Annotated in this window: 20 protein-coding genes; 6 read left to right on the forward strand and 14 right to left on the reverse strand. The window is 69.9% G+C overall.

Annotation, left to right across the window (positions count from 1 at the left end):
- Positions 1–4 precede the first annotated feature (4 nt).
- Positions 5–1,510 (forward strand): DHA2 family efflux MFS transporter permease subunit, encoded by a 1,506-nt coding sequence (locus tag M3M55_RS00125; protein ID WP_249010791.1) that lies wholly within the window; start codon positions 5–7, stop codon positions 1,508–1,510.
- Complete coding sequence (locus M3M55_RS00130; protein ID WP_249010792.1) at positions 1,507–2,169, forward strand: MarR family winged helix-turn-helix transcriptional regulator; 663 nt, start codon at positions 1,507–1,509, stop codon at positions 2,167–2,169. The genes M3M55_RS00125 and M3M55_RS00130 overlap by 4 nt, the downstream gene beginning before the upstream one ends.
- Here the strand turns inward: M3M55_RS00130 and M3M55_RS00135 are convergent.
- The 12 genes from M3M55_RS00135 to M3M55_RS00190 form a co-directional block, all read right to left on the reverse strand.
- Positions 2,163–3,032, reverse strand: a complete 870-nt coding sequence (locus M3M55_RS00135) for a MaoC/PaaZ C-terminal domain-containing protein (RefSeq protein ID WP_249010793.1) — start codon at positions 3,030–3,032, stop codon at positions 2,163–2,165. The two genes, M3M55_RS00130 and M3M55_RS00135, sit on opposite strands and share 7 nt — an antisense overlap.
- A 6-nt stretch (positions 3,033–3,038) precedes the next feature.
- Complete coding sequence (locus M3M55_RS00140) at positions 3,039–4,445, reverse strand: 3-oxoacyl-ACP reductase (RefSeq protein WP_249010794.1); 1,407 nt, start codon at positions 4,443–4,445, stop codon at positions 3,039–3,041.
- Between the two features lie 5 nt (positions 4,446–4,450).
- Positions 4,451–5,734 carry an acetyl-CoA C-acetyltransferase gene (locus M3M55_RS00145; protein ID WP_249010795.1) on the reverse strand — a complete coding sequence of 428 codons (1,284 nt, stop codon included), beginning with the start codon at positions 5,732–5,734 and terminating at the stop codon, positions 4,451–4,453.
- Positions 5,735–5,771: 37 nt separating this feature from the next.
- Positions 5,772–6,608 carry an SDR family oxidoreductase gene (locus M3M55_RS00150; protein WP_249010796.1) on the reverse strand — a complete coding sequence of 279 codons (837 nt, stop codon included), beginning with the start codon at positions 6,606–6,608 and terminating at the stop codon, positions 5,772–5,774.
- 13 nt (positions 6,609–6,621) lie between these two features.
- Complete coding sequence (locus M3M55_RS00155; RefSeq protein ID WP_249010797.1) at positions 6,622–7,848, reverse strand: glycosyltransferase family 2 protein; 1,227 nt, start codon at positions 7,846–7,848, stop codon at positions 6,622–6,624.
- Between the two features lie 85 nt (positions 7,849–7,933).
- Positions 7,934–8,890, reverse strand: coding sequence for a sulfite exporter TauE/SafE family protein (locus M3M55_RS00160; RefSeq protein WP_249010798.1), 957 nt, complete (start codon positions 8,888–8,890; stop codon positions 7,934–7,936).
- 48 nt (positions 8,891–8,938) lie between these two features.
- Positions 8,939–10,723 carry a serine aminopeptidase domain-containing protein gene (locus M3M55_RS00165; protein ID WP_249010799.1) on the reverse strand — a complete coding sequence of 595 codons (1,785 nt, stop codon included), beginning with the start codon at positions 10,721–10,723 and terminating at the stop codon, positions 8,939–8,941.
- Positions 10,724–10,819: 96 nt separating this feature from the next.
- On the reverse strand, positions 10,820–11,776 hold the full coding sequence (locus tag M3M55_RS00170) for a glycosyltransferase family 2 protein (RefSeq protein WP_249010800.1): 957 nt from the start codon (positions 11,774–11,776) through the stop codon (positions 10,820–10,822).
- Positions 11,773–13,071: a glycosyltransferase family 2 protein gene (locus M3M55_RS00175; RefSeq protein ID WP_249010801.1), complete on the reverse strand. Its 1,299-nt coding sequence runs from the start codon at positions 13,069–13,071 to the stop codon at positions 11,773–11,775. Before M3M55_RS00175 ends, M3M55_RS00170 begins: the two co-directional genes overlap by 4 nt.
- Positions 13,072–13,232: 161 nt before the next feature.
- Entirely contained in the window at positions 13,233–15,437 is a 2,205-nt protein-coding gene (locus M3M55_RS00180) for a lipopolysaccharide biosynthesis protein (protein ID WP_249010802.1), read from the reverse strand.
- Positions 15,434–16,234, reverse strand: a complete 801-nt coding sequence (locus M3M55_RS00185) for a DUF1616 domain-containing protein (protein WP_249010803.1) — start codon at positions 16,232–16,234, stop codon at positions 15,434–15,436. Before M3M55_RS00185 ends, M3M55_RS00180 begins: the two co-directional genes overlap by 4 nt.
- Positions 16,222–18,081, reverse strand: coding sequence for a hypothetical protein (locus M3M55_RS00190; RefSeq protein ID WP_249010804.1), 1,860 nt, complete (start codon positions 18,079–18,081; stop codon positions 16,222–16,224). Before M3M55_RS00190 ends, M3M55_RS00185 begins: the two co-directional genes overlap by 13 nt.
- A gap of 338 nt (positions 18,082–18,419) precedes the next feature.
- On the opposite strand from M3M55_RS00190, the gene M3M55_RS00195 reads away from it, so the two are divergent.
- Positions 18,420–19,472, forward strand: coding sequence for a glycoside hydrolase family 26 protein (locus M3M55_RS00195; RefSeq protein WP_249010805.1), 1,053 nt, complete (start codon positions 18,420–18,422; stop codon positions 19,470–19,472).
- Positions 19,473–20,135: 663 nt separating this feature from the next.
- On the forward strand, positions 20,136–20,705 hold the full coding sequence (locus tag M3M55_RS00200; RefSeq protein WP_249010806.1) for a glycoside hydrolase family 16 protein: 570 nt from the start codon (positions 20,136–20,138) through the stop codon (positions 20,703–20,705).
- A 12-nt stretch (positions 20,706–20,717) separates the two neighbouring features.
- Here the strand turns inward: M3M55_RS00200 and M3M55_RS00205 are convergent, their stop codons facing one another.
- Positions 20,718–22,046 (reverse strand): glycoside hydrolase family 26 protein, encoded by a 1,329-nt coding sequence (locus tag M3M55_RS00205; RefSeq protein WP_249010807.1) that lies wholly within the window; start codon positions 22,044–22,046, stop codon positions 20,718–20,720.
- A gap of 307 nt (positions 22,047–22,353) precedes the next feature.
- Here M3M55_RS00205 and M3M55_RS00210 point away from each other — a divergent pair, with 307 nt between their 5' ends.
- Both M3M55_RS00210 and M3M55_RS00215 read left to right on the forward strand, forming a co-directional pair.
- On the forward strand, positions 22,354–23,619 hold the full coding sequence (locus M3M55_RS00210) for a hypothetical protein (RefSeq protein ID WP_249010808.1): 1,266 nt from the start codon (positions 22,354–22,356) through the stop codon (positions 23,617–23,619).
- The gene (locus M3M55_RS00215) at positions 23,616–24,725 is read left to right on the forward strand and encodes an Abi-alpha family protein (protein WP_249010809.1); all 1,110 of its coding nucleotides are present in this window, start codon (positions 23,616–23,618) and stop codon (positions 24,723–24,725) included. Before M3M55_RS00210 ends, M3M55_RS00215 begins: the two co-directional genes overlap by 4 nt.
- Here M3M55_RS00215 and M3M55_RS00220 read toward each other — a convergent pair.
- The gene (locus M3M55_RS00220) at positions 24,722–25,906 is read right to left on the reverse strand and encodes a helix-turn-helix domain-containing protein (RefSeq protein WP_249010810.1); all 1,185 of its coding nucleotides are present in this window, start codon (positions 25,904–25,906) and stop codon (positions 24,722–24,724) included. The two genes, M3M55_RS00215 and M3M55_RS00220, sit on opposite strands and share 4 nt — an antisense overlap.
- Between the last annotated feature and the right edge of the window lies 1 nt (position 25,907).

Consider the following 25,907-nt stretch of genomic DNA (forward strand, 5'->3'; position numbering starts at 1 on the left):
GGTCATGCCCGAGTCAGCCTCCCCCTCCCCGTCGGTCCTGCCCGGCTCCGACAAGATCCCCCGGCAGGTCTGGATCGTCTCCGGCGTCGCGATGCTCGGGGCGGTGATGTCGATCCTCGACACCACGATCGTCAACGTCGCCCTCGACACCCTCGGCAAGGACCTGCACTCGAGCCTGTCCAATATCCAGTGGGTGATCACCGGCTACATGCTCTCCCTCGCTGCCGTGATCCCGGTGACCGGCTGGGCAAGCCGGCGCTTCGGCGCCAAGCGCGTGTTCCTCATCTCTCTCTTCCTCTTCACCCTCGGCTCGTTCCTGTGCGGGATCTCAACGACGGCGACCGAGCTGATCCTCTTCCGCGTCCTCCAGGGGGTCGGTGGCGGCATGATCATGCCGCTCGCCCAGATCCTGATGGCCGACGCGGCCGGCCCCAAGCGGATGGGCCGGGTGATGGGGCTCGTCGCGGTTCCGATGATGCTCGCCCCGACGTTGGGGCCGCTGCTCGGCGGGGTGATCATCCAAGGTCTCAGCTGGCACTGGATCTTCTTCGTCAACATCATCGTCGGCGCGATCGCGATCCCGCTCGGGATCCGCATCCTGCCCAGCCGAGCCGGCGAGAAGACCGACTCCCTCGACTTCACCGGACTGATCCTGATGTCGACCGGACTGGTGGCGATCACCTACGGGCTGGCTGAGGCCGGCACCTACAACGGCTTCAACAACACGCACGTGTACATCCCGGTGATCATCGGCGCCCTCCTCGTCGCCGCCTTCGCCGTCCACGCGCTCCGGATCACCCACCCGCTCCTCGACCTCAACCTGTACCGCCGCCGGCACTTCAGTGCCGCATCGATCGTGATGTTCGCCCTCGGCGCCGCGGTCTTCGGTGCGATGATCCTGATGCCGCTGTACTGGCAGGAGCTGCGTGGCTACAACGTGATCGACACCGGCCTCCTGACCGGACCCCAGGGACTCGGGATGGCGATCACGATGCCGCTCGCGGCCAAGCTCACCGAGCGCTACGGCGGCGGCCCCGTCGCCCTCGTCGGCGTCATCGCAACCGCGCTCATGACCGTTCCGTTCGCCCTCATCGGCGCGCACACGAGCGTCCCCTACCTCGCCGTCGCGATGGTCTTCCGGGGCGCCGGCATGGGGGCGAGCTTCATGCCCGCGATGACCGCCGCCTTTGCCGCCCTCGACCGCAGCGAGGTGAGCCACGCGACCCCGCAGCTCAACGTCCTCAACCGGGTCGGTGGGTCGATCGGGACGACGGTGCTCGCCGTCGTCCTCGCCGACGCCGAACGCCATGCCCACACTCCGGCCGCGGCCGCCGCCGCGTTCGGGACCGCGTTCTGGTGGTCGGTCGCGATCGCCGGGCTCGCGATCATCCCGTGCGTCGTGCTGATGCGGGCCGAGTCCCAGTCCCGACGGGAGGCCAAGGCCGCCGGCCTGTCCGATCCCGAGGCCGATGCGCTGCACAGCGGCGCCGTCGCTGAGGCGTTGGTGTGAGCGCAACGCAGGACAACGCCGCCATGGCGGCCGAGGTCGCGGCGGGCGCACCCGGCGCGGCTCGGTCCGCCGCGGCCCCGGCGGCGGCCGCAGCGGCCGAGGGGGGCGCCGGTGCCGGTACACCGGCGCCCCCGGCTCCGGCCCCGAGCCCCCTCCATGACCCGGACACCGCCCACGGTCAGCTCGGGATCGCCTTCAAGCGGGCGATGGTCGCCGTGCGGCGCCTGCGCGGACGCGAAACCCACCGCTCCGGGCAGATCAGCTACGCCCAGTACGGCCTGCTGTTCGGACTGTCGGGGGCCTGTGAGCGGTCCGCCCGCGAACTCGCCGACTACGCGGACCTGACCCCGGCGACGGTGACCCAGATGCTCGAGCACCTCGAGTCCGCCGGGCTCGTCACCCGGACCCGCTCGGAGCACGACCGGCGCGTCGTGCTGTCGGTTCTCACCGAGCGGGGCGCCGAGGTCGTTCGCACCCGCCAGGCCCAGATGGAGCCCCGCTGGCGAGCCGCCCTCGACGGGTTTGACCCGGAGGAGCTGATCACCGCCGCGCGCGTCCTCAACCGCCTCGCCGACTACTTCGACCGGATGCTCGAGGACACCCAGGCGGAGGCGTCCGCCGACGGACCTCCGGGCAGCCCGGAGACGCCGCCTCAGTAGGTGACGTACCCGTCGAGGTGGGGGGCGTTGTCGATCGCCCGCACCCCGAAGCCGATCCCGGCGTCCTCACCGAGACTCTCGACATAGCGGACGGTGGCGGGCAGGAGGATCGGGCGCTTGAAGGCGACCTCGACCCCAACGGCACCGGGGAGCCGGCCCTGGAGTTGGGCGAGGGCACGCGACTTGGTCCAGAACCCGTGGGCGATCGCGCGCGGGAAGCCAAGCGCACGTGCGCTGAGGGGATGGAGGTGGATCGGGTTGTAGTCGCCGGCGACGGCGGCGTAGCGGCGGCCGAGGTCGGCGGGCAGCCGCCACCGGGCCGCCGGCGCGTACCCCTCGGAGGAGGCGACCTCCGGCGCGGTCGCGGCGTCGTTGCGCCGGCCGATCCGCAGGTTGATCGCCGTCTCCTCCCAGACGAGCTCGTCCCCGACCCGAGCTTCGGTGCGGATCGGGACCGCCCGCCCACGCGGGTGATCGACAATCGGCTCGGCCCACACGCGCAGCGTGAGGCGCTCGGAGGTGAGGATCGGGCGGTGCTGGGTGATCGCGTTGGAGATGTGGACGAGCCCGACGGCGGGGAACGGGAAGCGCGGATCGGTGAGGATCGCCATCTGCAGCGCGAAGGCGGGAATGTGGGGCCAGGTGAGCGGCACGGCCCGCTCGAGGGTGTAGCCACACAGGCGGCTGAACGCCGCGAGGGTGCCCAGATCGGTGTCGACGCGCTCGAGCACGAGCACGTCACCGGACACGTCGGCGCTGCGACGGGCACTCAGCCCCGGCACGGGGACGGGCAGGGCACCGAGGCCCGCCCGGGCGATCAGCCCGAGCGGGTTGGGTGCGGCGCCCAGTTCGATCTCGGCCATCCGCGCTCAGGCTCCCAGCAGCGACTGGCCGCAGACGCGGACGATGTTGTTGTTGACCCCGTCCGAGCCGGGTGAGGCGAGCCAGGCGACCGTCTCGGCGACGTCGACGGGAAGCCCGCCCTGGGACATCGAGTTCATCCGCCGGCCCGCCTCGCGGATCGTGATCGGGATCGCTGCGGTCATCTGGGTTTCGATGAAGCCGGGCGCGACCGCGTTGATCGTGATCCCGAGGCCGGCCGCCTCCTCCGCGTAAGCGTTGACGATCCCGATCACCGCCGCCTTGGAGGTGCCGTAGTTCGTCTGCCCGAAGTTCCCGGCGATCCCGGCGATCGAGGAGACGCAGACGATCCGGCCGTTGGCCCGAAACGCCTGGCGTTCGACGAGCTCGGCGTTGATCGCCTCAATCGCCGACGTGTTGATCGCGAGCACGAGCTGCCAGCGCTCCTCATCCATCCGCGCAAGCGTCTTGTCGCGGGTGATTCCGGCGTTGTGGACGAACACGTCGACGCCGCCGTGATGTTCGAGGAGATGGTCGGCAATCAGCTTCGGAGCGTCCTCACTCGTGATGTCGACCGCGAGGTCGCTGCCGCCGAGGTCGGCGGCGACGGTCGCAAGCGCCTCGGCAGCCTGCGGCACGTCGAGGACGACGACGTGGGCCCCGTCGCGGGCGAGCACCTCGGCCATCGCCTTGCCGATCCCGCGTGCCGCGCCGGTGACGAGGGCGACCTTGCCCGCCAGCGGTGCGGACCAGTCCGGCTCCTCCGCGTTCGCAGAGGAGCCGATCCGGATCACCTGGCCGGAGACGTAGGCGCTGCGCGGGGAGAGGAGGAAGCGCAGCGTCGACTCCAGGCGCGCGTCGACTCCCGGGGTGAGGTAGACGAGGTTGGCTGAGGCCCCCTTCTTGACCTCCTTGGCGACCGAGCGGACGAACCCCTCAAGCGCCCGCTGGGCGACCCGCTGGCGCGGGTGGGAGACGAGCTCGGGGGTGAGCCCGAGCACGATCACCCGGCCGCAGGACCGAATCCGTCGGATCGTCGGGCTGAAGAAGCGGTGCAGCTCGACGAGCTGGGTGGAGTCGGTGATCCCCGAGGCGTCGAAGACGAGCGCCTTGAAGGTCTGCTCGGCACCTGCCGTCTCGGCGTTGAAGATCTTCGCGTCGAGTCCGGCGGCGGCGGCGGCGCTGCGCAGCTCCTCCTGGAGCGGCGTGTAGGTCTCGGCGCCGATGTGGGCGAGCGTCGCGGCGACCGGTCCGCCAAGGGTCGCGCCGGGCGCGCCGCCGAACAGCACCGGCCCGTCGATCACCGGCCGGTTCGGGTCAAAGCGTTCGAGGACGACGGGGGCGGGCAGCCCGATCTGCTTGGCGATCGTCTTGCCGATCGGCGTGTTGATCAGCTCGGTGTAGCGGTCGGCCATGGTTTTCAGGCTCCTTCCAGGATCGCGGTGACACCCTCGCCGCCGGCGGCGCAGACCGAGATCAGACCGCGCGTGCCAGCGCCCTTCTCGTGCAGCGACTTCGCCAGGGCGCCGATCAGCCGTCCACCGGTCGCGCCAAACGGGTGACCGGCACCGAGGGAGCCGCCGTTGGGGTTGAGCTTGGCCCGTTCGATCGCCCCCAGCGGCGCGTCACGTCCGAGCCGCTCCTTGCAGAAGACCGGGTCCTCCCAGGCACGCAGAGTCGCGAGCACCTGGGCGGCGAAGGCCTCATGGATCTCGTACTGGTCGAAGTCTCCGAGCGCGAGCCCGTGGCGGTCGATCAACTTCGGGACCGCGTAGGCGGGGGCGAGCAGCAGACCCTCGCGGGCGTGGACATGGTCGACGGCGGCGGTCTGGGCGTCGACGAAGAACGCGAGCGGCTCGAGGCCATGGGCGGCCGCCCACTCCTCACTCGCCATCAGCACGGCGGAGGCGCCGTCAGAGAGCGGTGTCGAGTTCCCGGCCGTCATCGTCCCCTCGGGCCCGCCGAAGGCGGGCTTGAGCCGGGCGAGCTTCTCCAGTGAGGAGTCGGGGCGCAGGTTCTGGTCGCGCTCGAGCCCGAGGTAGGGGGTGACGAGGTCGTCCTGGAAGCCCCGCTCGTAGGCGGCGGCGAGGTGGTGGTGGGAGTCAACGGCGAGCTCGTCCTGCGCTTGACGGGTGATCCCCCACTCCCGTGCGGTGATCGCCGTGTGGTCACCCATCGACAGGCCGGTGCGAGGCTCGACGTTGCGCGGGATCTCCGGGAGCAGCATGTGCGGGCGCAGGCGGGTCAGCAGCGCGACTCGCTGCTGGTTGGTCTTGGCCCGGTTGGCGTCCAACAGCAGAGCGCGGAGGTCCTCGTTGACGCCGATCGGCGCGTCCGACGTCGTGTCGACCCCGCAGGCGATCCCCGAGTCGATCTGGCCGAGGGCGATCTTGTTCGCGACGACGATCGCCGCCTCCAGGCCGGTGCCGCACGCCTGCTGAACGTCCATCGCGCTCGTCGCGGGAGAGAGCTTGGTGCCGAGTACCGACTCGCGGACGAGGTTGAAGTCGCGGCTGTGCTTGAGCACGGCGCCGCCAACGACCTCACCGAGCGCCTCGCCCTCGAGGCCGTACCGGCTCACGAGCGCGTCGAGCGTCGTCGTCAGCATGTCCTGATTCGACGCCTTCGCATAGGGCCCGTCCTGGCGCGCGAACGGGATGCGCATGCCGCCGAGAATGGCCACCCGGCGGACGCTTGAGTTCATCACTGGCTCTCCTGTGGGTAAGTTACGGAGGTGTAGCTTAGGGTGTATCGGCGGCGTCGGCGTCGAGGCTCGTCGCCGTCGTAAAGCTGCCGCTGCCCGCCAGCCGGCGGATCAGCCCGGGAGTGAGCGTCCGCATCGCGGCAAACAGCCAGTAGAAGCCGGGGACGTACACCTCCGGCTTGCCCTCCAGACCGGCGGCGAGGATGCCCGCCGCCGCCTGCTCGGGAGTACCGACGAGGTGACGCTTGAGCGGGTGGGAGACGAGTTCGGCGGCCGGGAACCCCTCGGTGGCGATGAAGCCGGGGTTGACGAGGCCGACGTGGATTCCCTCGGGCTTGAGCTCACCGTAGAGGGCGTCCGACCAGCCGGCGAAGGCGAACTTGGATGCGCTGTAGGCGCCCGCACCGGCCCGGCTCACCCGGGCGGCGGTGGAGGCGACGTTGACGATGCTCGCGTGCTCCGGCGTCACCGCACCGGCCCGTAACAGCCCGAGGCAGGCCTCGGTGAGCCGCACCTGGGCGTCGAAGTTGATCGCCATCGTCTGCGCGACGTTCGCGTAGCCGCCCTCGCTGAAGGGCTTGGACCAGCGGGCACCGGCGTTGTTGACGAGCAGATTGAGATGCCCGAAGCGGGCCGACACCTCGGTGGTGAGGCGGGCCACCTCCTCCGGGACGGTCAGGTCGGCGGCGAATGCGTGGATGTGGTGGTGGCCGGAGGGGTCGTCGCGGTTGAGTTCCTCGGCCAGCGCGGCGATCCGGTCCTGGCGGCGGGCGACGAGAACGACCGTCGCGTGGGGGCGTCGGGCGGGGAGCAGCCGGGCGGTCGCCTCCCCGATCCCGCTGGAGGCGCCCGTGATCAACGCCACGTAGCTCATTGCCTGAGGGACTTTAGTCGCCCGCGGGGGGCTCGCCTGTGTGCGGGTTGTGATCGGGCGGAGCGTCTGAGCGGCGGTCGGCACCCGAGCGCCGCTCCGGGCCGCGGTAGCCGCCGTCTTCCGGTCCCAGCTGGCGCCGCTCCGGGCCACGGCGGGGGACGAGCACCTTGACGGTGCGCACGGGAGGCCGGCGGCGGTCCTGACCGGCTCTCCGTTCCGCGCCCGGGGGCAGCGGCCCACCGGCAATCTCGGCGTTGCGGCGGTCTCCGCCCTTGCGCCGGTCCACCCCGGCGGGAAGCCACTCGGGCAGATCGGGCGCCGCGGTCTCGATCTCGACCAGGTCGAAGGTCTCCCCGGGGATGGGGCGACCAAGGTGGGGGTGCTCGAGCAGAAGCGTCTCGAGGATTCGCAGGCCATCCCGGACGGCATTGAGGTTCGAGGCGCCGGCACGGCGCTCGAGCTCGCGGCTGGGGACCTCCACGATGTCGAGCCCGGCCTTGACCGCGTTGATGACGAGCTGGGTTTCGATCTCAAAGCCGTCCGCGGACAGAGCGAGGTCGTCCAGGTGGGCGCGCCAGAAGGCGCAGTAGCCGTAGAGGAGGTCGGTGAACCGCGTGCCGTAGATGAGGTTGGCAAGGGCGACGAAGGCGCGGTTGCCCCAACGCCGGACCGAGGTGAAGTCGACCGACCCGCCGTCGGGGAGCTCCCGCGATCCCTTGACGAAGTCGGCACCGGCCACGAGCGCGTCGACGAAGCGCCCGATCTCCCGCGGGTCGGTGCTCCCGTCGGCGTCGATCATCACGACGATGTCCCCCCGCGCGGCGTGGAAGCCCGCGCGCAGGGCCGCCCCCTTGCCGCGGTCGCGCTGGTGGACGACGATGAGGTTGGGTACGAGAGTCCGCGCGACGACCTCGGTCCGGTCGATCGACAGGCCGTCGACGAGTACGACCTCATCGACGAACCGCGGAATCTGGGCGAGCACCCAGCCGATGCTGTCGGCCTCATTGAGGGCCGGGACGATCACGCTGACTGTGGGCCGTCCATCGGGACCGGTGACCGGGCTGTCGTCGTAGACCGGGAGGCCCTGGAGGCGCAGGTCGTGACGCTCGCGCTGTCTGGCCTGCACCTCGATCCGTTGGCGCACCGAGCGTCGCCGCCAGGCCAGCCAGCCGGCCGGAAGTCCCGCGACGAGCACGGCGGCGAGTCGACGCGGGGTGCGGGATGGGCGGGGCGGCATCATCGCGGCGGGACGACTCTATTCCAGTCTGATCGCGCGCGGAGGGTTGCGGGCGATCGCTCGCGCAGTTGCAGGCGATCTTTCAGCCTTAAGGGACGATCGGAGCCGGCCCGCGCCGCGGGCTCAGTCGGGCTCCCATGCGCCACAGTCCGACGGCGGCCACCGACGCGGCGGCGCCGAGGAGAAGGGCCGGTCCTCCTACCCCGAGGCTGGCCAGCCCGGCGATCAGCACCACGCCGAGCACCGTCGCGCCGACCCACCGCTCCGGCAGACGCGGGCAGAGCAGGGCACCGACGATCACACCGGGGAGACCACCGAGGATCACGGCGGTGGTGAGCCCGATGACGATGTGGCCCCAGAGGAGCGCGCCCAGCGCCGCCGCCAGGGTCACCGGAACCGCCTGGGCAAGGTCGGTACCGACGAGCCGGTCGGTCCTCAGGCGCGGGTGCAGCAGTCGCAGCGCGACGAGCACCAGGGACCCGGCACCGACCGACGTCGCGCCGACGATCAGGCCCGCGACCGTCCCGACGAGGACGGTCGCGGGACGGCGGCGTGGTGGCGCATGGGCGTCAGCGCGATCCTGGCTGGCACACCGGTGATGGCAAAGCGAAACCCGGGGGCCCGACCGAGCGGTCCGGGCTCGTCCGAGAGCTCCGGCCCAACCGAAGCGGCGGCCAGCGAGCATCGCCCCGGCGCCGAGCAGCAACGCACCCCCGAGCAGCTCGCGCAGGACCGTCTCCGCGGCCGTCCCGCGTCCGAGCCGGTGAGCGAGGAAGGCGCCGACCAGCGCGGCGGGCACCGATCCGACGCTGAGACGGCGCACAAGCGGCCAGTCGATCGCTCCGGCGCGTCCATGCACGAACACCCCGACGGGCCGCAGCACGACCGAGGCGACGAGGTCGGAGGAGATCGCCGCCGACGGAGCGACCCCGAACAGGACGAGCATGAGCGGCGTCATCAGGGCCCCGCCGCCGCTTCCGGTGAGGCCGACGAGCAGACCGACGGCGGCGGCAGCAGCGGCGAGGGGAAGGAACGAGGGGGCCATGGCCCCACCCTAGCGCTAAAGTCAAGTAACTAGATTGACTTGCTTGCTTTAGCGAGAGAGCTCGGCTGAAACCCGGTCAAGCGCGCCGTCAAGCCGCTCGTGAATCATCTCCTGGAGCCACAGGACGCAGGCCATGTGATCCTCCGACGGAAGCTCGTGGATCGCCAGCTCGGGCCAGCGCTCGGCGGCCTCCGCGCGACCGCTCACCCCGAGCTCATCGTAGAGACAGGCGCTCCGGGAGTTGATGAGCGTGACGGCGACATGCTGTTCGAGCATCCGATCGACGACGAGGCGGCCGACGTCCCGCCGATCGAGCGACCGTCGGTGCCTGAATCCCGACCGGATCCAGTAGCTGAGGGCTGCCCGGAACTGGAGGACCTGATGGCGACTGACCCCCTGCCGGAGCCGACGGATCCCCCCCTGACGTGCGACCGCGCCGATCCGCTCGATCATCCGGAGTTGGTAGAGATCCTCGCTGTAGGCGAACCCTTCGAGGTTGACCGCGGTGACCGCGCGCACCCGCGGATCCGACAGGGCGACCATGACCCCGAGGTAGCCGCCGGAACAGAAACCCACGAACATCAGGTTCTCCGGCAGCCCGCGGTGACGGAGAACCTGGACTGCCTCGGCCACCGCTGAGATGGTCGCCGGGGAGTTCACTCCGACATCTGAGACCTGACCGCGTTCGTCGTCACCACTGTCAGCACGGCCACCGGCGTCACCGACGCCCGGAATGTCGAATCGCACCGATACGACGCCGCGCGCCGCCCACCGCCGCGCCGCCTCCACCCACAGCCGGTGCGGACCAGTCTTGCGGATCGCCCCGGCACTGAGGAAAACGGCGAGGAACGGTTGACGCGCCTGCCCGGGGGGCGGCTCGCAGATGACAACAGGAGTGGCGATCGTCGGCGTGACGATGTCGACGATCGATTCGACCACCCCACCTCCGGCTTCTCCGATCCGCTCGGTCACGGTTCCGCGGTCCACTCGTACCGGCGGGGGCCGCTCGGACACCGCTCTCGACGTCTGCGCCGGCCCGGCGAGCCACTCGGCAACGCGTCTGATCGTCGTCAGCGGACGTCGAAGCGTGAGCGACTGTGGGTGGGCCCGGAAATCGGCGTAGTCACGCGAAACGGCGACATCGACGGAAAGGCCGGCTCCACGGAGACCGGCGCGGAGAGCCTCGTCCACCGGGACCGTGTCCTGGCTGATGAGGAGCGCTCGGCGGCCGACCCCGGGCGGGAACGACATCGCGGCGACGTCATAGTCGAGGATCGCGTTCCGGGTCTCCTCCGAGACATAGAAACCCGCCACCGCCAGCCCCGGATCATCCTGCTCACGCTCGTCATCGAGCGGATGCCGCGAGGCGACGATTCGTGCGTAGAGGCGCATCTCACGCAACGCGGCCCGACCGGTCCCCTCGACGGCCCAGAGAACGAGGTCATCGAATTCGGCACCCTCGCCGAGCGCCTGGACCGCGATCAGGCCCCCCAGCCCGGTCCCAAGGACCGCAATCCGGGCAGCTCCCGTCTCGGTCCGCAGCGACGCGGCAAGCTCGGTAACGGTGGCAATCCACGTCCGGAACAGACCCGGATCCCGTGGATGGCCGGCGCTGTCCCCCGTTCCGGGCAGGTCAAAGCGCAGACACGGAATCCCGTGTCGGGCGAGTCGAATCGCCCAATCGCGACGGGCGCGATGAGTCTCCACCTCGGCCCAGCCGAACGGTGGCACCATCAGCACCGCAACCGTGGGAACCGCCCCGGACTCATCTTCATGCAGAACCGAATAGATCGCGGCGGCTCCCACCCGTCGCCAGCGCGCAGATCCGGTCACGGACGACAACACCCCGGGTTCCCCGACGCGGTCGACAGTGTCGGTCCGAACGTCCGGGGCGTGACGGTTCTGCTCAGTCATCGTCGGCGGCGCATATCAACCTCCACGCGCCGGAAAGGCCTGTCGACCGAGTCGAATCCGAACAGCAGCGCCCAGGTACGCCACCGCGGTGAACAGGAACCCGGCAACGATCCCCGCGGCGCGCGGGGCGCCGTCACCGTCACCCGCGAACGCCGCGACGAGGTTGGCGAGGACGGCACGGGGGAGCACCCGCGTCGTGTAGGCCGTCTCCGAGGACAGCCCGGCAGGGCCCGCCAGCTTGACGACGACCGCCTTGGCCCGCCCCTCCAGCACGCAACGATCGCGAAAGTACCGCCAGGTCGTCCGCCCCGGCGGGACCTGATGGTGGACCCGCGCTCCTTCGCTGAAGGCCCAGAACCCACCCGGACGCGAGGCGGCCACCCGGATCGCCACCTCTGTCTCCTCCGCCGTTCCGGAAACCGCAGTTCCCGACCCGGACCGGCCGAGCTCCGAGGGAAAGCCTCCGGCGGCAACGAGCAGATCCCGGCGGACCGCCATGTTCGCCGCGATCGGATTGCGGATGCGTCCGTTGGTCACTCCCATTCCCGCCCACGTACAGCCGATCACCCAATAGAACTCGGGTGCGAGAAACCGCGGCGGCGGCGTCGTCCACATCGGAATCACCTCACCACCGACACCCACGACGTCCGGGTCGGCAAAGGGTTCGAGCAACGCCTCCAGCCAGGATGGCTCGGGCACCGCATCGTCATCGAGAAAGACGATGATCGACGCGGTCGCGAGTTCGGTGCCGGTCATCCGGCCGCCGGACGCACCACCGGTCGGATGTTGGTTCGCGATCGCGGCGTCGACGGCGAGCTCCGCCTCCGCACGCGCGCGGAGCTCCTCGTTCCGGTCGACGACAAGGATCAGCTCATCCGGGGGGTGCGTCTGGGTGCGGCAGGCGTGAACTGCAGCGCACAGCACATCCCAGCGCTCCATGGTGTGGGCACAGATGACGATTGCGGCGGTCACCGGGGAAGCGTCCGTCCGGCGGCGAGACGGCCACCCCGGCCCGACCAGAGCAAGGCAAGCCGGGCTCTCAGATACCGCTGCGGCCCTCGAAGCAACCCGCGGACATCCATGCTCGGGCGTGCCAGCACGCGCTCGCCCTTCGGGCCGCCTCCCGGCGTCACGGGCTCGCGGAGATAGCGGAGCGCGCGTGGGGCGAGCATCAGCAACGGAAGGAGGCGGCGCGGACGGCGGATGAGCAGAGCCGTGTAGAACATCCCCAGCCCGACCGCGTAGTTCCCGAGCTGGCGCGCGCGACCATCGTCGTCGCGATGGTGGGGATGCCAGACGATCATGTCCGGCGCATAGACGCCGGTCCAACCGGAGAGCAGAACCTCCGACAGCACGAGCGTGTCTTCACTGAAGCGCAGGGCATCATCGAAGCCTCCGATCCGCTCGAGGGCCGCCCGGCGAAAACTCATGTTCCCGCCGGCCCCGAACGGCGGTACCGGGAACATCGCGGGCTGCACCGACCGCTGATAGTCGGCGTCGAAGACGGTCCGGGCGAACCCGCGCCCCTTGCTGTGACCGCCAAAGGTCTCGAACGTCGCCTGAGCTTCGGTCTCCAATTCCGCGGGAAGGATCGGTCCGGTGACGAAGCCGACTTCGTCAGCGCCGAACTCCTGACCGATCGCGGCAAGCCACCACGGGTCGGGCCGCTCATCGTCGTCGATGAAAGCACAGAGGGCATAGCGAGCGGTTCTCCAGCCGGCGTTCCGCGCCGCCGCGACCCCTCCAGGCGCCGTGACACCGCGCAGCCGATCCCCGGTTCCGAAACGGGCCTGCAGCTCGCTGATGAGGGCCTCGGGCTGATGGTCGGTCGACCCATTGTCGACGACGAGAACCTCAAAGATCCCATAGCGGGACCGGAACAGATGCTCGACGCACCGCCTGAGACGGTCGGCGCCGTTGAGCGTCGGGATGATCACGCTGATCGGGGGGCCGTCAGCGGCCGCCCTGGAAAGTCGGGCAAGGTATCCGCAGTCGTGGTGAGGCAACCCGTCAGCGGTGAGCGGCACCACCGGAATGCCATGCCGACCGAACATCTCGCGCAGGCGGTCCGGCAGCTGGGAGCTGATCGCCCGTGCGAGCGCGGGCGGGTCGAGGCCCGCTTCGGTGTCGACGAACAGCATTCCCACCGGCTCATGACAGAGGCGAACGAACACGAGCGTCCGCCCGTGAGCCGCGCGAGCGAGCCGCGGCAGCGGCCCGGAGAGGTCGACCTCGACGATCTCGGCGACCGTGAAGTGATCCGGCATGCCCGGGGCTGCACGGTCGGTATCTGCCCGGCCCGGACTCATCCGACACCCCCCTGCGCCCGCGGCGCGGCGACGCACGTCCACGGGGATCGGCCGATCATCATCACAGGCGAGCCATCTTAGTTTCAGGCGCTGAGACGCGAACCGGGGCGGGCACGTCGTCACCCTTCGCCACCGGCGAGGCGAAGTCTCATGCAGCGATAGCCAAGCCGGGAAAGGAAGGTCTGCCTGGACGGGTTCAGACCGATCGGCTCGTTTGCCCAGAGGTACCGGGTCCCCGCCCTCGCCAGGACGGCGGTGAGCGCACGGTGGAGTATCCAGAAGGCGGCCTCCCCGTCGGGCCGTTCCGGCGCCGCAACGAGGCGGGCGATGACGGCATGCTCACGGTCGAGCCCGGCGACGATGACGGCGATCGCGACCTCATGGGCGTCCAGGGCGGCGATCACGACGGTCGTCGGAGCGGCGAACATCCGGTAGGCAAGCGGGTCCGCCTGCGCCAGCGCCGAGACGCTGACGCTCGTGCAGGCGGCGTAGATGGCGCGACGTACCGCCGGATCTTCGAGCTGGGCAAGGACGATACCGGCGCGCACAGAGGCGTCGACGATCCGGTCGACGGCCTCGGTCTGCCTTGGGTCATCGGTTGGACTCTCACCGATCCCGAGTACGGACATGAGCGGGCGCGGGGCGGTCCAGGGCCCCGCGGGCCAGGTGACGAGTTCACGAAAGATCGCCCCTCCGGCACCGTTGCCGAGCCATACCAACATTGTCTCCGCCTCCCGCAACGGCCTGACCATTCCGGCTCCGGACACAAGCAGACGCCAGCCGGGACCGATCCGCCTCCACGCCGGCGCCCGTCGCAGGTCCGACCACGCGAGCGCGACGCGCATGAAGCAGGGATCGTTCGGACGCCGGGCACCAACGTCGGCCGAGCGGGCAACCGCCCGGCGGCCTCGCCGGGCGAAGAGCCGGCGGCCATTCCGATCATCGGACGGCCGCTGCGGATCGGGTGCCTCGGACGCATCCACGAGGACCGGCAGCGGCCGCGAAGCGTCATCCGCGGACCCCTCCTGAGTGCGCCAGAGCCAGGTTGGCCAGCCGAACGTGGGAACTCGAGCCGCGCGGGAGACGATCGGCCAGAGCAACACGGCCTCAACGAGGGTCACGACATCGAGCCCGCCCGCAACTCCCGCGAGCCCGAACGAGCGGGAGCCGACATAGGCCCCGGCAACCTCGAGGACCCCTCCGAGTGTGCTGATCGCGGCGCATAACGTGAGGCGACCGTGCACCCGCTCGACCGCCATGTAGAGCGACTTGATCGTGTACGGAATCGGGCTGAGGCCGAACAGGGCGATCGTGGTCGCCTGCTCCGCAAACGTGTGTCCGAAGATCGACAGGATCGGATGCCCGAAGAGGATGAAGACGATCGCGCCCGCTCCGGCGATCACGAGGCCGAGGCGCAACGCTCGCCGCAGTTCGCGCGCGAGACGGTCGTAGTCGCCTCGCGGGAGCGCGAACAGCGCCGTCGAGAGGTGGGTGGAGATGATCCCGACGAAGCTGACGACGACGGTGATGGTGTAGAAGATCGCGGTCAGCTTCGCTGACATCGTGGCCGCGACCAGCACCGGCAGAACGAGACGGGAGACCTGCGCAGCAAGGTTGAGCCAGTGGTGAGCCAGCGCCGCCATTCGCGTCGCGACGAGGGCCGAGACATTTGGACGGAGGCGGGGGAGGATGCCGACCCGGCGAAGGTGAAACCAGAACGAGACGAGGCTGACGAGCGTGCCGGCCAGCCAGGAGAGGTAGATCAACTCAGACTGCGGGAAGACCGTCAGCAACGTGCTCGGCAGCAGGAGCAGGAGCTTCACACCCGCAAACACCCCGTTGCGCCACAGTTGCATCCCGCCGCGGCCGATCGCGACGGTCGCGAAGTCGAGAACGTAGGCGGTGGCGTTGATCCCGACCCCGACGATGAAGATCGCCGGACCGACGAGACCGTGCCCCAGCGGACCGAGATGGGTCGACACGACATGCTGGAGCAGCACGTATCCGAGCGCGAGGAGGCCCGAGGCCACGCCGGCGACGAGAGCGGACGCGCTCACGAGTCCGACCGGCGGAGCCTCCCGGGCAAGCTCCGCGATGATGAGGGTCGTCATTCCGAGCAGACCGAACTCGCTGAGCAGTTGCATCGCCGAGATCGCCGCCGACGCCCGCCCGACGTCATCGATGGCAAAGAAGCGGTCCGCGAGCACCCAGAAGGCGAACCCCAGCACCGACGTGACGACGGTCGTTCCGTACAGGGCCGCGGCATTGCGGATCATGTCCGGACGCAGGAGTCGTTCCCACAACTCCCGCACCCGGGCGATCACCTCCACTCCCCCAACCGCGCGTGCAGCCAGACCCGCCGGTAGGGGGCGCGGTGACCGGCGCGGTCGAGGTCGACCACGAGCAGGCCCTCGCCACGTCGGGGCGATGGAACCGACAGCCTGACTGGGACTGTCTGCCCGGACCGCACGTCAACCGGAACGGAGAACACGACCGTGTGGCCGATCGTCGCTGTCAGGCGGTAGGCAACCCCAGTCCCCTCGTGGTTGTCGATCGTCACCAGCGGGTGGCGGTTGTCGGGAGCGATCGTCAGGGCGGTGAAGTGCTGGGACGCGTTCAGGCGCCGCTGGCTTGAGATGCTGATGAGCACCGCCCCGGCGATGAGCGCCGCCACGACCGTCAGCGCAGCGGCGTTCGCGACAACCGAGCGGATGGCGGGCCGAACGGATGGCGACGCCCTGTCGGCGGCCGGCCGTCTCAGTCCTGCCGCGACAAACCCGGCGAAGAGGAGGACCGCCTCTCCCCCCGCCCAGTCGGCCCGGGTGAGGCCGGCGGGCAACGCGTCGAGGAGCACTCCCAACACCATCGTCAGACCGACGCTCGTGCTCACCGCGTAGCCGACCCGGGCGAGTGGGGCGTCCGCCGCCGGAACGACCGCCTGCGTCCAGATCCAACCGGGCAGCCAGAGGATGAGCAGAAGTCCTCCGGGAAGCACGACGACTCCAGGCGCGCGCGCGAGCAGCGCCACCACCACCCCAAGCCCGACCAGGACGGCCGCGATCAGCCGGAAGAGTTCGGCCCGGGTCCGGCGGTTGACCAGCGACCGGGTCAATTGCTCCACACGAGAGTGGTGTTGTACACGCGGATGAGCCCGTCGTCGTAGACGAGATCGGCGTAGGGGTCCCGGTTGACCCGCGTGAGGACGGCGGCGGGCAGCGGGTGCGTGTGGTTGGCGGTGTCCGATGTCCAGTAGCTCCCGCTGAGGGGAACCTGACGGGTCCAGCGCACGTCCGTTTCCACGTAGTTGAGGACCTGGTCGGCGATCGCCGAGTTGAGGGATCGTTCTGTGCCCGCGTAGAAGATCTGCGATCCGGCGGTGGAGATGGTCGCCCGCGAGTAGCCGCCGATGGTGTCGCACACGCTGACCCCGCAGACGACGCGTGCACCCGGCCGCCACGAGGCCGCCCAGTGACCGACATTGATGGCCCGTTCGTCAATCCCGCTCTCGAACCCGGCGACGTGGTAGACGCCCGGGATACGTTCATACCAGGGCGGGAGACCCGTGACGATCCCGCCAACGGCGAGGACCCCGGTGATGGCCCAGGCGAGGCGGCGCCGGAACGGACGTCGCCGTTGATCCCACAGCGTGGTGAGCGCAACGGCAGCCGGGTAGGCGATGAACAACATCGCATAGGTGAGGACGCGCGCGGCGAGCGTCGGTCCGCCCGGAATGACGGTGCGGCCCACCAGCACGGCTGGGTAGACCAAGCCGAGCAGCGCCACCAGGGAGGAAACCCGGCCAGCGTGACTCCACCACGTGATGACGGCACCCAGGGTCGAGGCGCCGAGCAGCAGCAGCGCGGCAACGACGGCGGTCAGCGTCTCCCATCGCGGTGCCGCGCCGACTGTCGTGACCGCCGTCGTTGCCGCGCCAGCACCTGGGTGGAGCAACGACTGGACTGCCGCCGTGGCCGGAGCGGCCAGGTAGGCGAACGTTTCCGGTGCGAGAATGAGGATCCAGGCGATCACGCCCGCGGCGATCCCGGCTGTCATGAGGCCGAGCCGCCGCGCCTGGCGTCCGCGGCCCGCGAGGGCGAGGACCACGACCATGGCGATGAGCATCACGAGGCCCGCGAGCGTCGTCAGATGGTGACTGAGGGTCATCGGAACGAAGGGCAGGATGAGCGTCCACATCGGACTCCGTGACCGCGCGACCCGCACCGTCGTCCGCAAGGCGATCGCGTAGTAGAGCAGGGCGGGCGTGCTGTAGATGAACAGCACCTCCAGGTACCCCAGATGGGGGGCCGTGAGATAGAGCAGCGCCGCCACCGAGGAGGTCCGGGCGTTTGCGGTCAGCTCGCGAAACCCCAAGAAGACGAACAGCGGCAACAGTACGTGAGTCACCGAGTCGACGATCACCCCCGCGGTGAACAGCGGCAGGCCGGTCGTCTGCATGAGCGCGGCAGTCACGATCTCAAGCCCGGGGAACGCCGGACTGACGGGCAGAAAGGAGTTTGGGGTGAAGAGGTGGTGGGTGCGGAGGATGTCGCTGAGGGTGCGAATGTGCTGGAACTCGTCCGTGAAGCGAAATTGGTCCGGGCTGTATGCCCAGGTCAGGAGTGCCTGTGCGCCCGCGACGGCGGTGATGACCGCGATCCGGGTGGCGTTGTCGGTCCTGGTCGAGAGGAGCGTCGCGATCGAAGGGAGCCAGATCAGCCCTTGACCGGCCCAGTAGAGGGCCTGAGCCTCGGCATTAGGAGCGTGGGCGCGACCGGCCGCGTAGCCGAAGGCGATGAGAAGGCCGCCAAGGGCGATCGGAATGACCGCGATGGCCCACGGTCGAGCCCGCGCCCCCGCGCCCGTCCGCTGCTGCACATCGGCGTCAGACCAGCGCTGCCGCCCGACCACGCGAACCTGGAGGCGTCGTGCCGTCCGGGGGACCGAGCTGACTTGGTCCGCGACGGTCATGGGAGTGATGGCAGGCACATCATCGGACGGCGCGAACTGTCCCGATCGTCATGGGAAGAGGCCCGTGCCACTTCACTGCCAGTCGTGAGCCAAAGCGCCCATGGCGACGTCACCTGGCGGGCAAAAGGGACACCTAATCTCAGGGGACGCTAGCAAACGGACTCGCCGTGGTTTGCCACGGCGGGCAGGACCGGGCCGCGGGAGTCCCATCGCTAACCTACCCCGGGCGCGGGGCGCCTCGGCCTGCCCGCGTGTCCAGAAGCACACGGACGCCACTCCCTCACTTCATGATCTTCGCTCTCCGCCGACTCCGCGTTTTCCGTCAAGGCGCGGGGCGCATGATCATCGGCTCGCTGGCAGGGCTGCTGATCATCTTCTCCGGCGGCATGGCGGAGGCGGGCGATGCACATCACCAGCCCGCCTACAACGACGGAATCTACTGGGGGGCGACGATCGGGCAGCAGTTCACCGGCAAGCCGGTTCCCTACAGCATGGTCGCGGCGAGAGACTTCCAACGGAACGAGCGGAAGGCACCCTCGATCTTGCATTTCTACTACCCGCTTGCGACATGCGGACGCTCCTGCCATGGGCTCCCCTTCCCGGCCGGTGGCGCACAGGCGATCCGCAACGCCGGTGCGATTCCCCTGATCACCTGGATGGGCGATGCCGGTAACTCCCCCGCTCACGATCCGCGCTTCTCACTACGGACGATCGTCGACGGTCGCTGGGACGGGGCGATCACACGCTTCGCGATCGGGGCCAAACGGTGGGGTCATCCGTTCTTCCTCCGGTTCGACCCGGAGATGAACGGCAATTGGCTGCCGTGGGGGAACGGGGTCAATCACAACACCCCGTCCGAGTTCGTCGCCGCGTGGCGCCACGTATACGACATCTTTCAATCCGTCGGCGCAACGAACGCAACGTGGGTGTGGTGTCCCTACATCAACTGGACGAGGGGCGTTCGGCGCGAGTACCCCGGGAACCGGTACGTCGGCTGGACCTGCATGGACGGCTACAACTGGGGTACGAACCCGAGCAGCGCGAACACCGTGCACGAATGGCAGAGCTTCAAGCAGTTGTTCACCTCCACGTACCGGACCCTCAAGCAGGTCGCGCCGGACAAGCCGATCATGATCGCCGAGTTCGCGACGAGCGCGTGGGGCGGATCCAAGCCAGCGTGGATCCGAAACGCCCTCACGGAGATTCCACGGTCCTACCCCGGAATACGCGCCGTGGTGTACTTCGACTGGAGCAGCCCGGACGGGATGGACTGGCCACTCGAATCCGATCCGCAGGGCGAGGCGGCGTTTGCCGACGGGATCCGGAGCGGCATCTACCTGCCCAACGTCTTCGGCGCGCTGCGGGGACCCCAGATCTACCCGGCACCGTAGGTCGCCTGCCGCGGCGGAGCGCCTCGTACGCGACCGCGAGTTCGATACTGTTGAACCTTGGGCTCAAACCCAGGATGGGACTTGGTCCGCCCTCAAACCGTTCTTGAGTCGCGAGCGCGCGACCGTTGAGAACGTCCGGGTCGGTGGCGTCAACGCGAGCAAACAGCATCGAGGATCGGGTTGAGGAGCGAGACATTCGGTGAGTCATCAAACCGCCCGATCCTGCGGCGGTCCCTCGCCGCGATCCCACTGTTCGGGGCGGCTGCCGTGGTCGCCGTCATCGTGCTCTCCACCGGCGGGTCCCCCACCCATCGCCGGGGCGGTCCGGCTCTCCGGCAGCGTCTCGCACTCGGGCGGACCTCGGCGCTCACTCCGACGCTGAGGCGGCCGACGGATCTCACTGTCGCCGACCTCGGTACTCAGCCGGCGTCAGGCCCTGCCGGAGGGCCGTCCGGCGTCCCCCTTCCGTCTGGCACGCCTCCGGGGTGGCGGCGAGTCTTCGCGGATGACTTTCCGGCCGCAGAGGACAGCCCTCTGGGCTCGTTCAGCGGATGCCGCTGGATTGCACCGCCGATCGCTTCGCGGTGCGTCGGCCTGCCCGGGCCCACGCAAGCGAAATGGTTCGCCGAACCGAACGGCGCAAGCTTGCTGGGTACTGACTTCATGGCCGCGCGGGTGCTCAGTATCAGCGGTGGCGCACTTCGCTTCTCCCTCCACGGTGGCCCGGGTGGACAGCCTTACCTGGCGGCGGCCGAACCACGGGTGAGGGTCGGCGGGCAACTCGGCGCCTTTCAGAGCGGACTGTTCCTGGTCCGGTTCCGATCCGCCATCGTGCCGGGATACGACATCGCCTTCGAACTGTGGCCGGTCAGTCGAGACTGGCGGGATGGGGGGCTGCAGTTTCCCGCCGGGGACCTCACGGGTCCCGTGCGTGCGATCATCGGTCAGGTTGGGGTTCCGTTCGGGAACCCCAACCTGGTGATCTCGACTCACAGCTCGTTCACCCGCTGGCACACGGCGACGATCGAGTGGAGAGACCGGACGGTCCGATTCTTTCTCGACGGCCGTGAGATCGGACCGAGTCACCCCTTCACACCGACATCGCCGCTGCGCTGGCTGCTCTACGCCGGCCCCGAGATCTCATCCGCGTCAAACACGGAGGGCCACGCCGGCCAGCTCCAGGTCGCGTGGGTCGCCGCGTACGTGCCGCGCGCGATCCGCCGCGCCGGGTGACGCGGGGTCGCGTCAGCGCGCCCGGATGGTGTGCCGGGGCCGGCGGGGGGTGCGGCGGCGCTCCACGTGGCGGCGGATCGTGCGGCGACGCTGCACGTGGTGACGCATCCCACGGCGACGCTGCTTGTGATGACGGATCCCACGGCGGCGCTGCTCCTCGCGACGCATCTCGCGGCGACGGGCGGCGCTCCGGGAGCGAACGTCAACCTGGGCGCTCCTGGTCCCCTTCGCGTGCCGCGGGCCACGCCTGACCGCAACGGTGTGGACCGTGCCGCTCACCGTGGTGGAGGTTGATCCGGCCGTGGTGGAGGTTGATCCGGCCGTGGTGGAGGTTGATCCGGCCGTGGTGGAGGTTGATCCGGCCGTGGTGGAGGTTGATCCGGCCGTGGTCCCAGCCGTCGTCGTCGACGCGGCCCCGCCGAAGAGCTGGAGATAGGCTGCTGCGGATTGGGTCGCCGAAGACAGACTGAGTGAGCTGGCCCCGTAGTCGAAGTAGATCTCGAAAGCTGGATGGTTGGCTGAGATCCAGTTGTACATCTGCTGGATGAAGTAGGGATCGTCACCGCCGGCGTTCGAGCCGGTGGTGACAACGCCCCACTCTGGGATTGACATGGGCTTCCCGTGTGCCGCCGCGAAGGTATTCCACCAGTTGAGTCCGTAGGGCTCGTTCTCAATCGCCTGCCAGCGGCCAGCGGGGCCACCGTCCCCGCTCCAGGACGCGTCGTAGACGTCAACGCCGATGTAGTCGACGTACGCGTTGCCGGGATAGGCGGCATCGGGGGCAGAGGTTCCCTGGCCGATGTTCGAGCACCAGTCGAACTTGAAGTTCGCCCCCGGCACGCTCCGGAACAGGTCGACGAGGTGCTGCCAGTAGGCGATGAAGTAGGGAGCTGAGTCCGGGCCGGTTGGCTGCACGGCGTAGGCCTCCCACGAACCGTTGAACTCCCCCCCAAGGCGGAGGATGGCCGAGCCGTCACCGGCAGCCACGAGCTGCTGGGCGAGGGAGAGGAAGTACTGATCGTAGGCTCCCTGAGCCCCAGCCTCGAGGGTCCCCGGCTGGTTGGGGACCAGGAGCGGAACGTCCAGCTCGAGCTGGACACCCTGCTGGACGACCGGCGCGAGGCCATTGATGAGCCAGGACGGATCCGTCAGACCCGACCATGAGTTGTTGCCGGTGAAGTCTCCGACGATCGTGACCGGCGAATTGCGCCATGCGCCGAAGGCGAGATCCGCCGACGCGTCGGCTGGGCCGGCATAGACCCCCGAGAGCGTCGGGGCTGCGGCTGCTGCAGCGACGGCTGGAGCTGCCGCACAGACCCCGAGGGTCAGAGTGGCAGCCACCAACCGGGGGAGGAATCGGGAAGGGCGCATGCCAGAGGTCTCGACGGCCGACACCCGATCGATGATCTACCGCTTCCCAGCTAGACGATTGTTGGACTTTCGGCTTATCGGCGCTGGACACATCTGGACGCCTTTTATACCGTTTTCTGGTGTGACGGACTGGCGGGCTCGCCGAGCCGCCTTCCGGGCGCGGTGAGAGACGCGACCGGCGGCGTCCCGCCCGAGGCGTCGAACGGCGAGACGATCACGAGCCGATGGCCCGCCTGGGACCGGATCGCGACGTTGTGGGTACCGTTGGAGCGGCGCGATGCCCTCGAAGACGCTGGCCATGATCTCGATCCCGATCGTGACCGGCGTGATCGGGTACGTGACGAACTGGACGGGCGTTCTCATGCTGTTCTATCCGGTCCGGTTCCGCGGTCTGCAGGCCGGCTGGCTGCGCGACGTCGCCTGGCGGCTCCCCCACCGCCTCCAGCAGATCCCGGGGGTGATGGTCGGCGGGATCGGCTGGCAGGGGATCATCCCCTCCCGGGCGGCCAAGATGGGGAGCCTGGCCGTGGATGTCGGACTCGCCAAGCTCGGCACCCCGCGGGAGTTCTTCGACCAGCTCGATCAGGCGGAGATCTCTGCCCAGATCCTGTCCGCGCTCCAGCCCGAGGTACGCGAGATCGTCAATCGCGTCATGGCCCGTAACCATCCGCGGCTGTGGCGCGACATGCCCGAGCGCCTGCGCGAGGCACTGCACCAGCGGATCCAGGACCAGCTTCCGCGCATCGTCGATGACCTGACCGGGGAGATCAGCGCCCACATCGACCAGCTCGTCGACATCAAGCTGATGGTCATCCGGCGCTTCGATCCGGAACTCGCCAACCGTGTCTTCCTCGACATCGGCGCGCGCGAGCTCCGTTTCATCCAGAACTTCGGGTTTGGCTTCGGGTTCCTGCTCGGGATCCCCGTCGCAGCCCTCACCCACCTCGTCCACGCCTGGTGGTTGCTGCCGATCATCGGCGTGCTCGTCGGGTACACGACCAACTGGGTGGCGTTGTGGATGATCTACGAGCCCGCCAACCCCGTTCGGGTCGGCCCGATCCGTCTCCAGGGGCTGTTCGTGCGCCGCCAGCCTGAGGTCGCCGAGGTGTACGCGGCGATCGTCGCCGACGACATCGTCACGGTCGCCAACTTCGCCGGGGAGTTGCTGTACGGCCCGCAGTCCGATCGCACCCGGGCGCTGATCGAGACCGGGCTCGCCCCGGCCCTCGACCGGGCGGTCGGGCTCGCCCGGCCGGCCGTCCGTGCCGCCCTCGGCAGTCGCGGCTACGACGAGCTCCGCCGCTCGATCATCGCCGAGAGTGAGGTCTCCACGATCGTCGAGCCGCTCGCCGAACCGGCCTTCAGCCGGTCTCAGGCGGCGGCCATGCGCAGCCTGATCACCGAGCGGATGCGGCGGATGAGCCCGAGTGACTTCGCGGAGATGTTGCACACCGCCACCCGCGAGGATGAGTGGCTGCTGCTGCTGCACGGCGCGGTGCTGGGATTCGCGGGCGGCCTGATACACCTGATGATCTTCGGATGACCGCCGTGACTCGCGCAGATGAGATCATCGCCGCGTTTGAGGACCCTGTCCCCGGGGCGGCCCTTCCTGGGGTTCCCGAGCCGAGCGCCGGTTCCCCCGCGCCACCGCCCCCACACTCGGCACCGGCGTCGTCTGCCCCGCCCGAAGCTCAGCCGGCAGCGACAGAGACACGCAGAGAGAGGACCGGGACCACAGAGGGGGCGCAGCCGGCACCGTCGGTCGAGCCGGCGAGTGAAGCCGAGCCGACAGCCCGGGCCGAGGATGCGGGCGACGGGTCGGGGGCCGCACATGCGACCGTCAGCTCGGCGTCACCGTACCCTACCGGCGCGCACGACGGCCTCCCCCAGCTCGCTCGCACGGCCGCCGGCGCCTGGCTCAAGGCCGCCGGCTGGACGGCCGGCACCTCGCTGCGGGTGTCCGGCGGCCTGCGCAGGCTCGCGCTGGACCCGAACGGCGCCCAGGAGGTGATTGAGGAGGTGACCCGTGAACTGCGTGAGGTGGCCCGGGACTTCCTCGGGGTCACGGAACTTGCTGAGGAGGTGCACGAGATGGCCCCGCTGCTCTCCACCGGCCTGCTCAAGGCCGGCACCTCGAGCCCTGAGGCCCTGCGGGCCCAGGGCGAGCAGCTGCTGCGCGAGGCCGCCGACGTCGGCTTCGACGAGGGCGCCCACCCGGCCTTCGCGCGGATCCTCACCGAGCTCTCCCCGGATGAGGCCCGGATTCTGCGGCTGCTGTTCCTCGAAGGCCCCCAACCGCTCGTTGACGTGCGCGCGACGAACCTGATCGGCAGCGGCTCCCAGCTGATCGCCCGGTCCCTCAACATGCTCGGCCCCAAGGCGGGCCTGCGCCAGCACGACCGGGTGCCCGTCTACCTCGCCAACCTCCAGCGCGTCAACCTCATCGAGCTGTCCAGGGACCCGCTCGACTCGCTCGTCGACTACCAGGTCCTCGAGGCACAGCCGGCGACCCTCGCCGTTCTCCACAACACGGTACGGGCACGCGTGGACCGTCACAGCATCCACCTCACGCCGCTGGGGACGGAGTTCTGCCGGGTCTGCCTGCCCGTCGGACGCCCCGCGCTCCCACCTCCGTCCTCGCGGGTCTAGGCGCCCGGGCCACCCGCTCGCGCCCGCAGCGCCATCTCCAGCTCCAACCGCGCCCCCGGATCGTCAAGGGCGCCGCCGAGCAACCCGCGCAGCTTGGCGATCCGGTAGCGCACGGTCTGGGGGTGGACGTGGAGCGCGGCGGCGACGCTCGGGGTGTGACGCTGGTGGGCGAGCCAGGCCGCGAGGGTCTCCTCGAGCCGCTCACGCTCGGCCGCGGGGAGACCGGCGAGCGGGCCGAGGCGGCGCTGGACAAGCGCATCGGCGAGATCGGCGTCACCGAGGACGATGAGGTCACCGAGGTGATCCTCGACGGCGATGAGGCCGCCGGCCGGCGCCCGTCCCGCGCCCGGGTCCGGACCGAGCCCGTCCGCGCCCGGCCCATACCCCCAGGGGCCGCGTACCCGCCCGGAGGCGATCAGGTCGAGCAGCCGCCGGGACCAGCACAGCGAGCGCAGCGCCGCGAGCGTCTCCACGGTCGGCCCGAGCGCTCCGAGCTCGCCCGCGAGCGCCCGCGCCAGCAGCGCCCGGCGTCCGGGACCGTCCGGGTCGGGCACGAGCAGGAAGACACCGTCGCCGTCGGCCCCGACGAGCGTGTCGGCGCCGATGCGGCGGCTCACCGCCCCCGCCGAGCCCGCCGCGGGAACGAGGGCGGCGATGCTGCGGGGCACTGGCCAGCGGGCCAGTGCCGCCGCCCGGGCGAGCGCGTCGAGATCGACGCCACCGGGGTCGGTGAGCAGCGCGATCACCCGCCGGCGGCGGCGTTCGAGCTCCCCCGCCTCATCCGATCGGGCACGGAGGTACCCCTCGACGACGTCGGCGGCGAGCTCATCGGTGTAGAGGAAGATCCCCTCGGCGACGGCGAGGATCAGCTCGGTCGCCATCCCCGCGGCGGCAAGGACGCCGGCCGCCTCCCGCCACAGCGCCCGGCTGCCGGTGCGAAAGGCCGCCCGCAGGCCCTCGAGTTCCCGGCCGGCCTGGAATTCGCTCTCCCCGAGGCGCTGCCACAGCTCGCCCGCATCCGCGGACGGGTGCACGCCCGCCTCGGCCCCGTCGAGGAACGCGCTGATCGCCCCCTCGATCCCGATCCGGATCCCGACCCCCTCGGGCCCTGACAGGACCGAGCGGTAGGCGGGCGATTCGCGCTCGACCGCCTCGACGACGTGTCGGACGAGCTTTGGCAAC

The organism is Conexibacter sp. DBS9H8 (assembly GCF_023330685.1).
In the GTDB taxonomy this organism is placed as follows: Bacteria; Actinomycetota; Thermoleophilia; order Solirubrobacterales; family Solirubrobacteraceae; genus Palsa-465.

What these genes read in the sequence shown, in the direction of transcription:
- M3M55_RS00125 (WP_249010791.1), top strand. Translation starts at nt 5, where the DNA reads ATGCCCGAGTCAGCCTCCCCCTCCCCGTCGGTCCTGCCCGGCTCCGAC.
- M3M55_RS00135 (WP_249010793.1), bottom strand. Translation starts at nt 3,032, where the DNA reads ATGGCCGAGATCGAACTGGGCGCCGCACCCAACCCGCTCGGGCTGATC.
- M3M55_RS00140 (WP_249010794.1), bottom strand. Translation starts at nt 4,445, where the DNA reads ATGGCCGACCGCTACACCGAGCTGATCAACACGCCGATCGGCAAGACG.
- M3M55_RS00145 (WP_249010795.1), bottom strand. Translation starts at nt 5,734, where the DNA reads ATGAACTCAAGCGTCCGCCGGGTGGCCATTCTCGGCGGCATGCGCATC.
- M3M55_RS00150 (WP_249010796.1), bottom strand. Translation starts at nt 6,608, where the DNA reads ATGAGCTACGTGGCGTTGATCACGGGCGCCTCCAGCGGGATCGGGGAG.
- M3M55_RS00155 (WP_249010797.1), bottom strand. Translation starts at nt 7,848, where the DNA reads ATGATGCCGCCCCGCCCATCCCGCACCCCGCGTCGACTCGCCGCCGTG.
- M3M55_RS00160 (WP_249010798.1), bottom strand. Translation starts at nt 8,890, where the DNA reads ATGGCCCCCTCGTTCCTTCCCCTCGCCGCTGCTGCCGCCGCCGTCGGT.
- M3M55_RS00175 (WP_249010801.1), bottom strand. Translation starts at nt 13,071, where the DNA reads ATGCCGGATCACTTCACGGTCGCCGAGATCGTCGAGGTCGACCTCTCC.
- M3M55_RS00190 (WP_249010804.1), bottom strand. Translation starts at nt 18,081, where the DNA reads ATGACCGTCGCGGACCAAGTCAGCTCGGTCCCCCGGACGGCACGACGC.
- M3M55_RS00195 (WP_249010805.1), top strand. Translation starts at nt 18,420, where the DNA reads ATGATCATCGGCTCGCTGGCAGGGCTGCTGATCATCTTCTCCGGCGGC.
- M3M55_RS00200 (WP_249010806.1), top strand. Translation starts at nt 20,136, where the DNA reads ATGGCCGCGCGGGTGCTCAGTATCAGCGGTGGCGCACTTCGCTTCTCC.
- M3M55_RS00210 (WP_249010808.1), top strand. Translation starts at nt 22,354, where the DNA reads ATGCCCTCGAAGACGCTGGCCATGATCTCGATCCCGATCGTGACCGGC.
- M3M55_RS00215 (WP_249010809.1), top strand. Translation starts at nt 23,616, where the DNA reads ATGACCGCCGTGACTCGCGCAGATGAGATCATCGCCGCGTTTGAGGAC.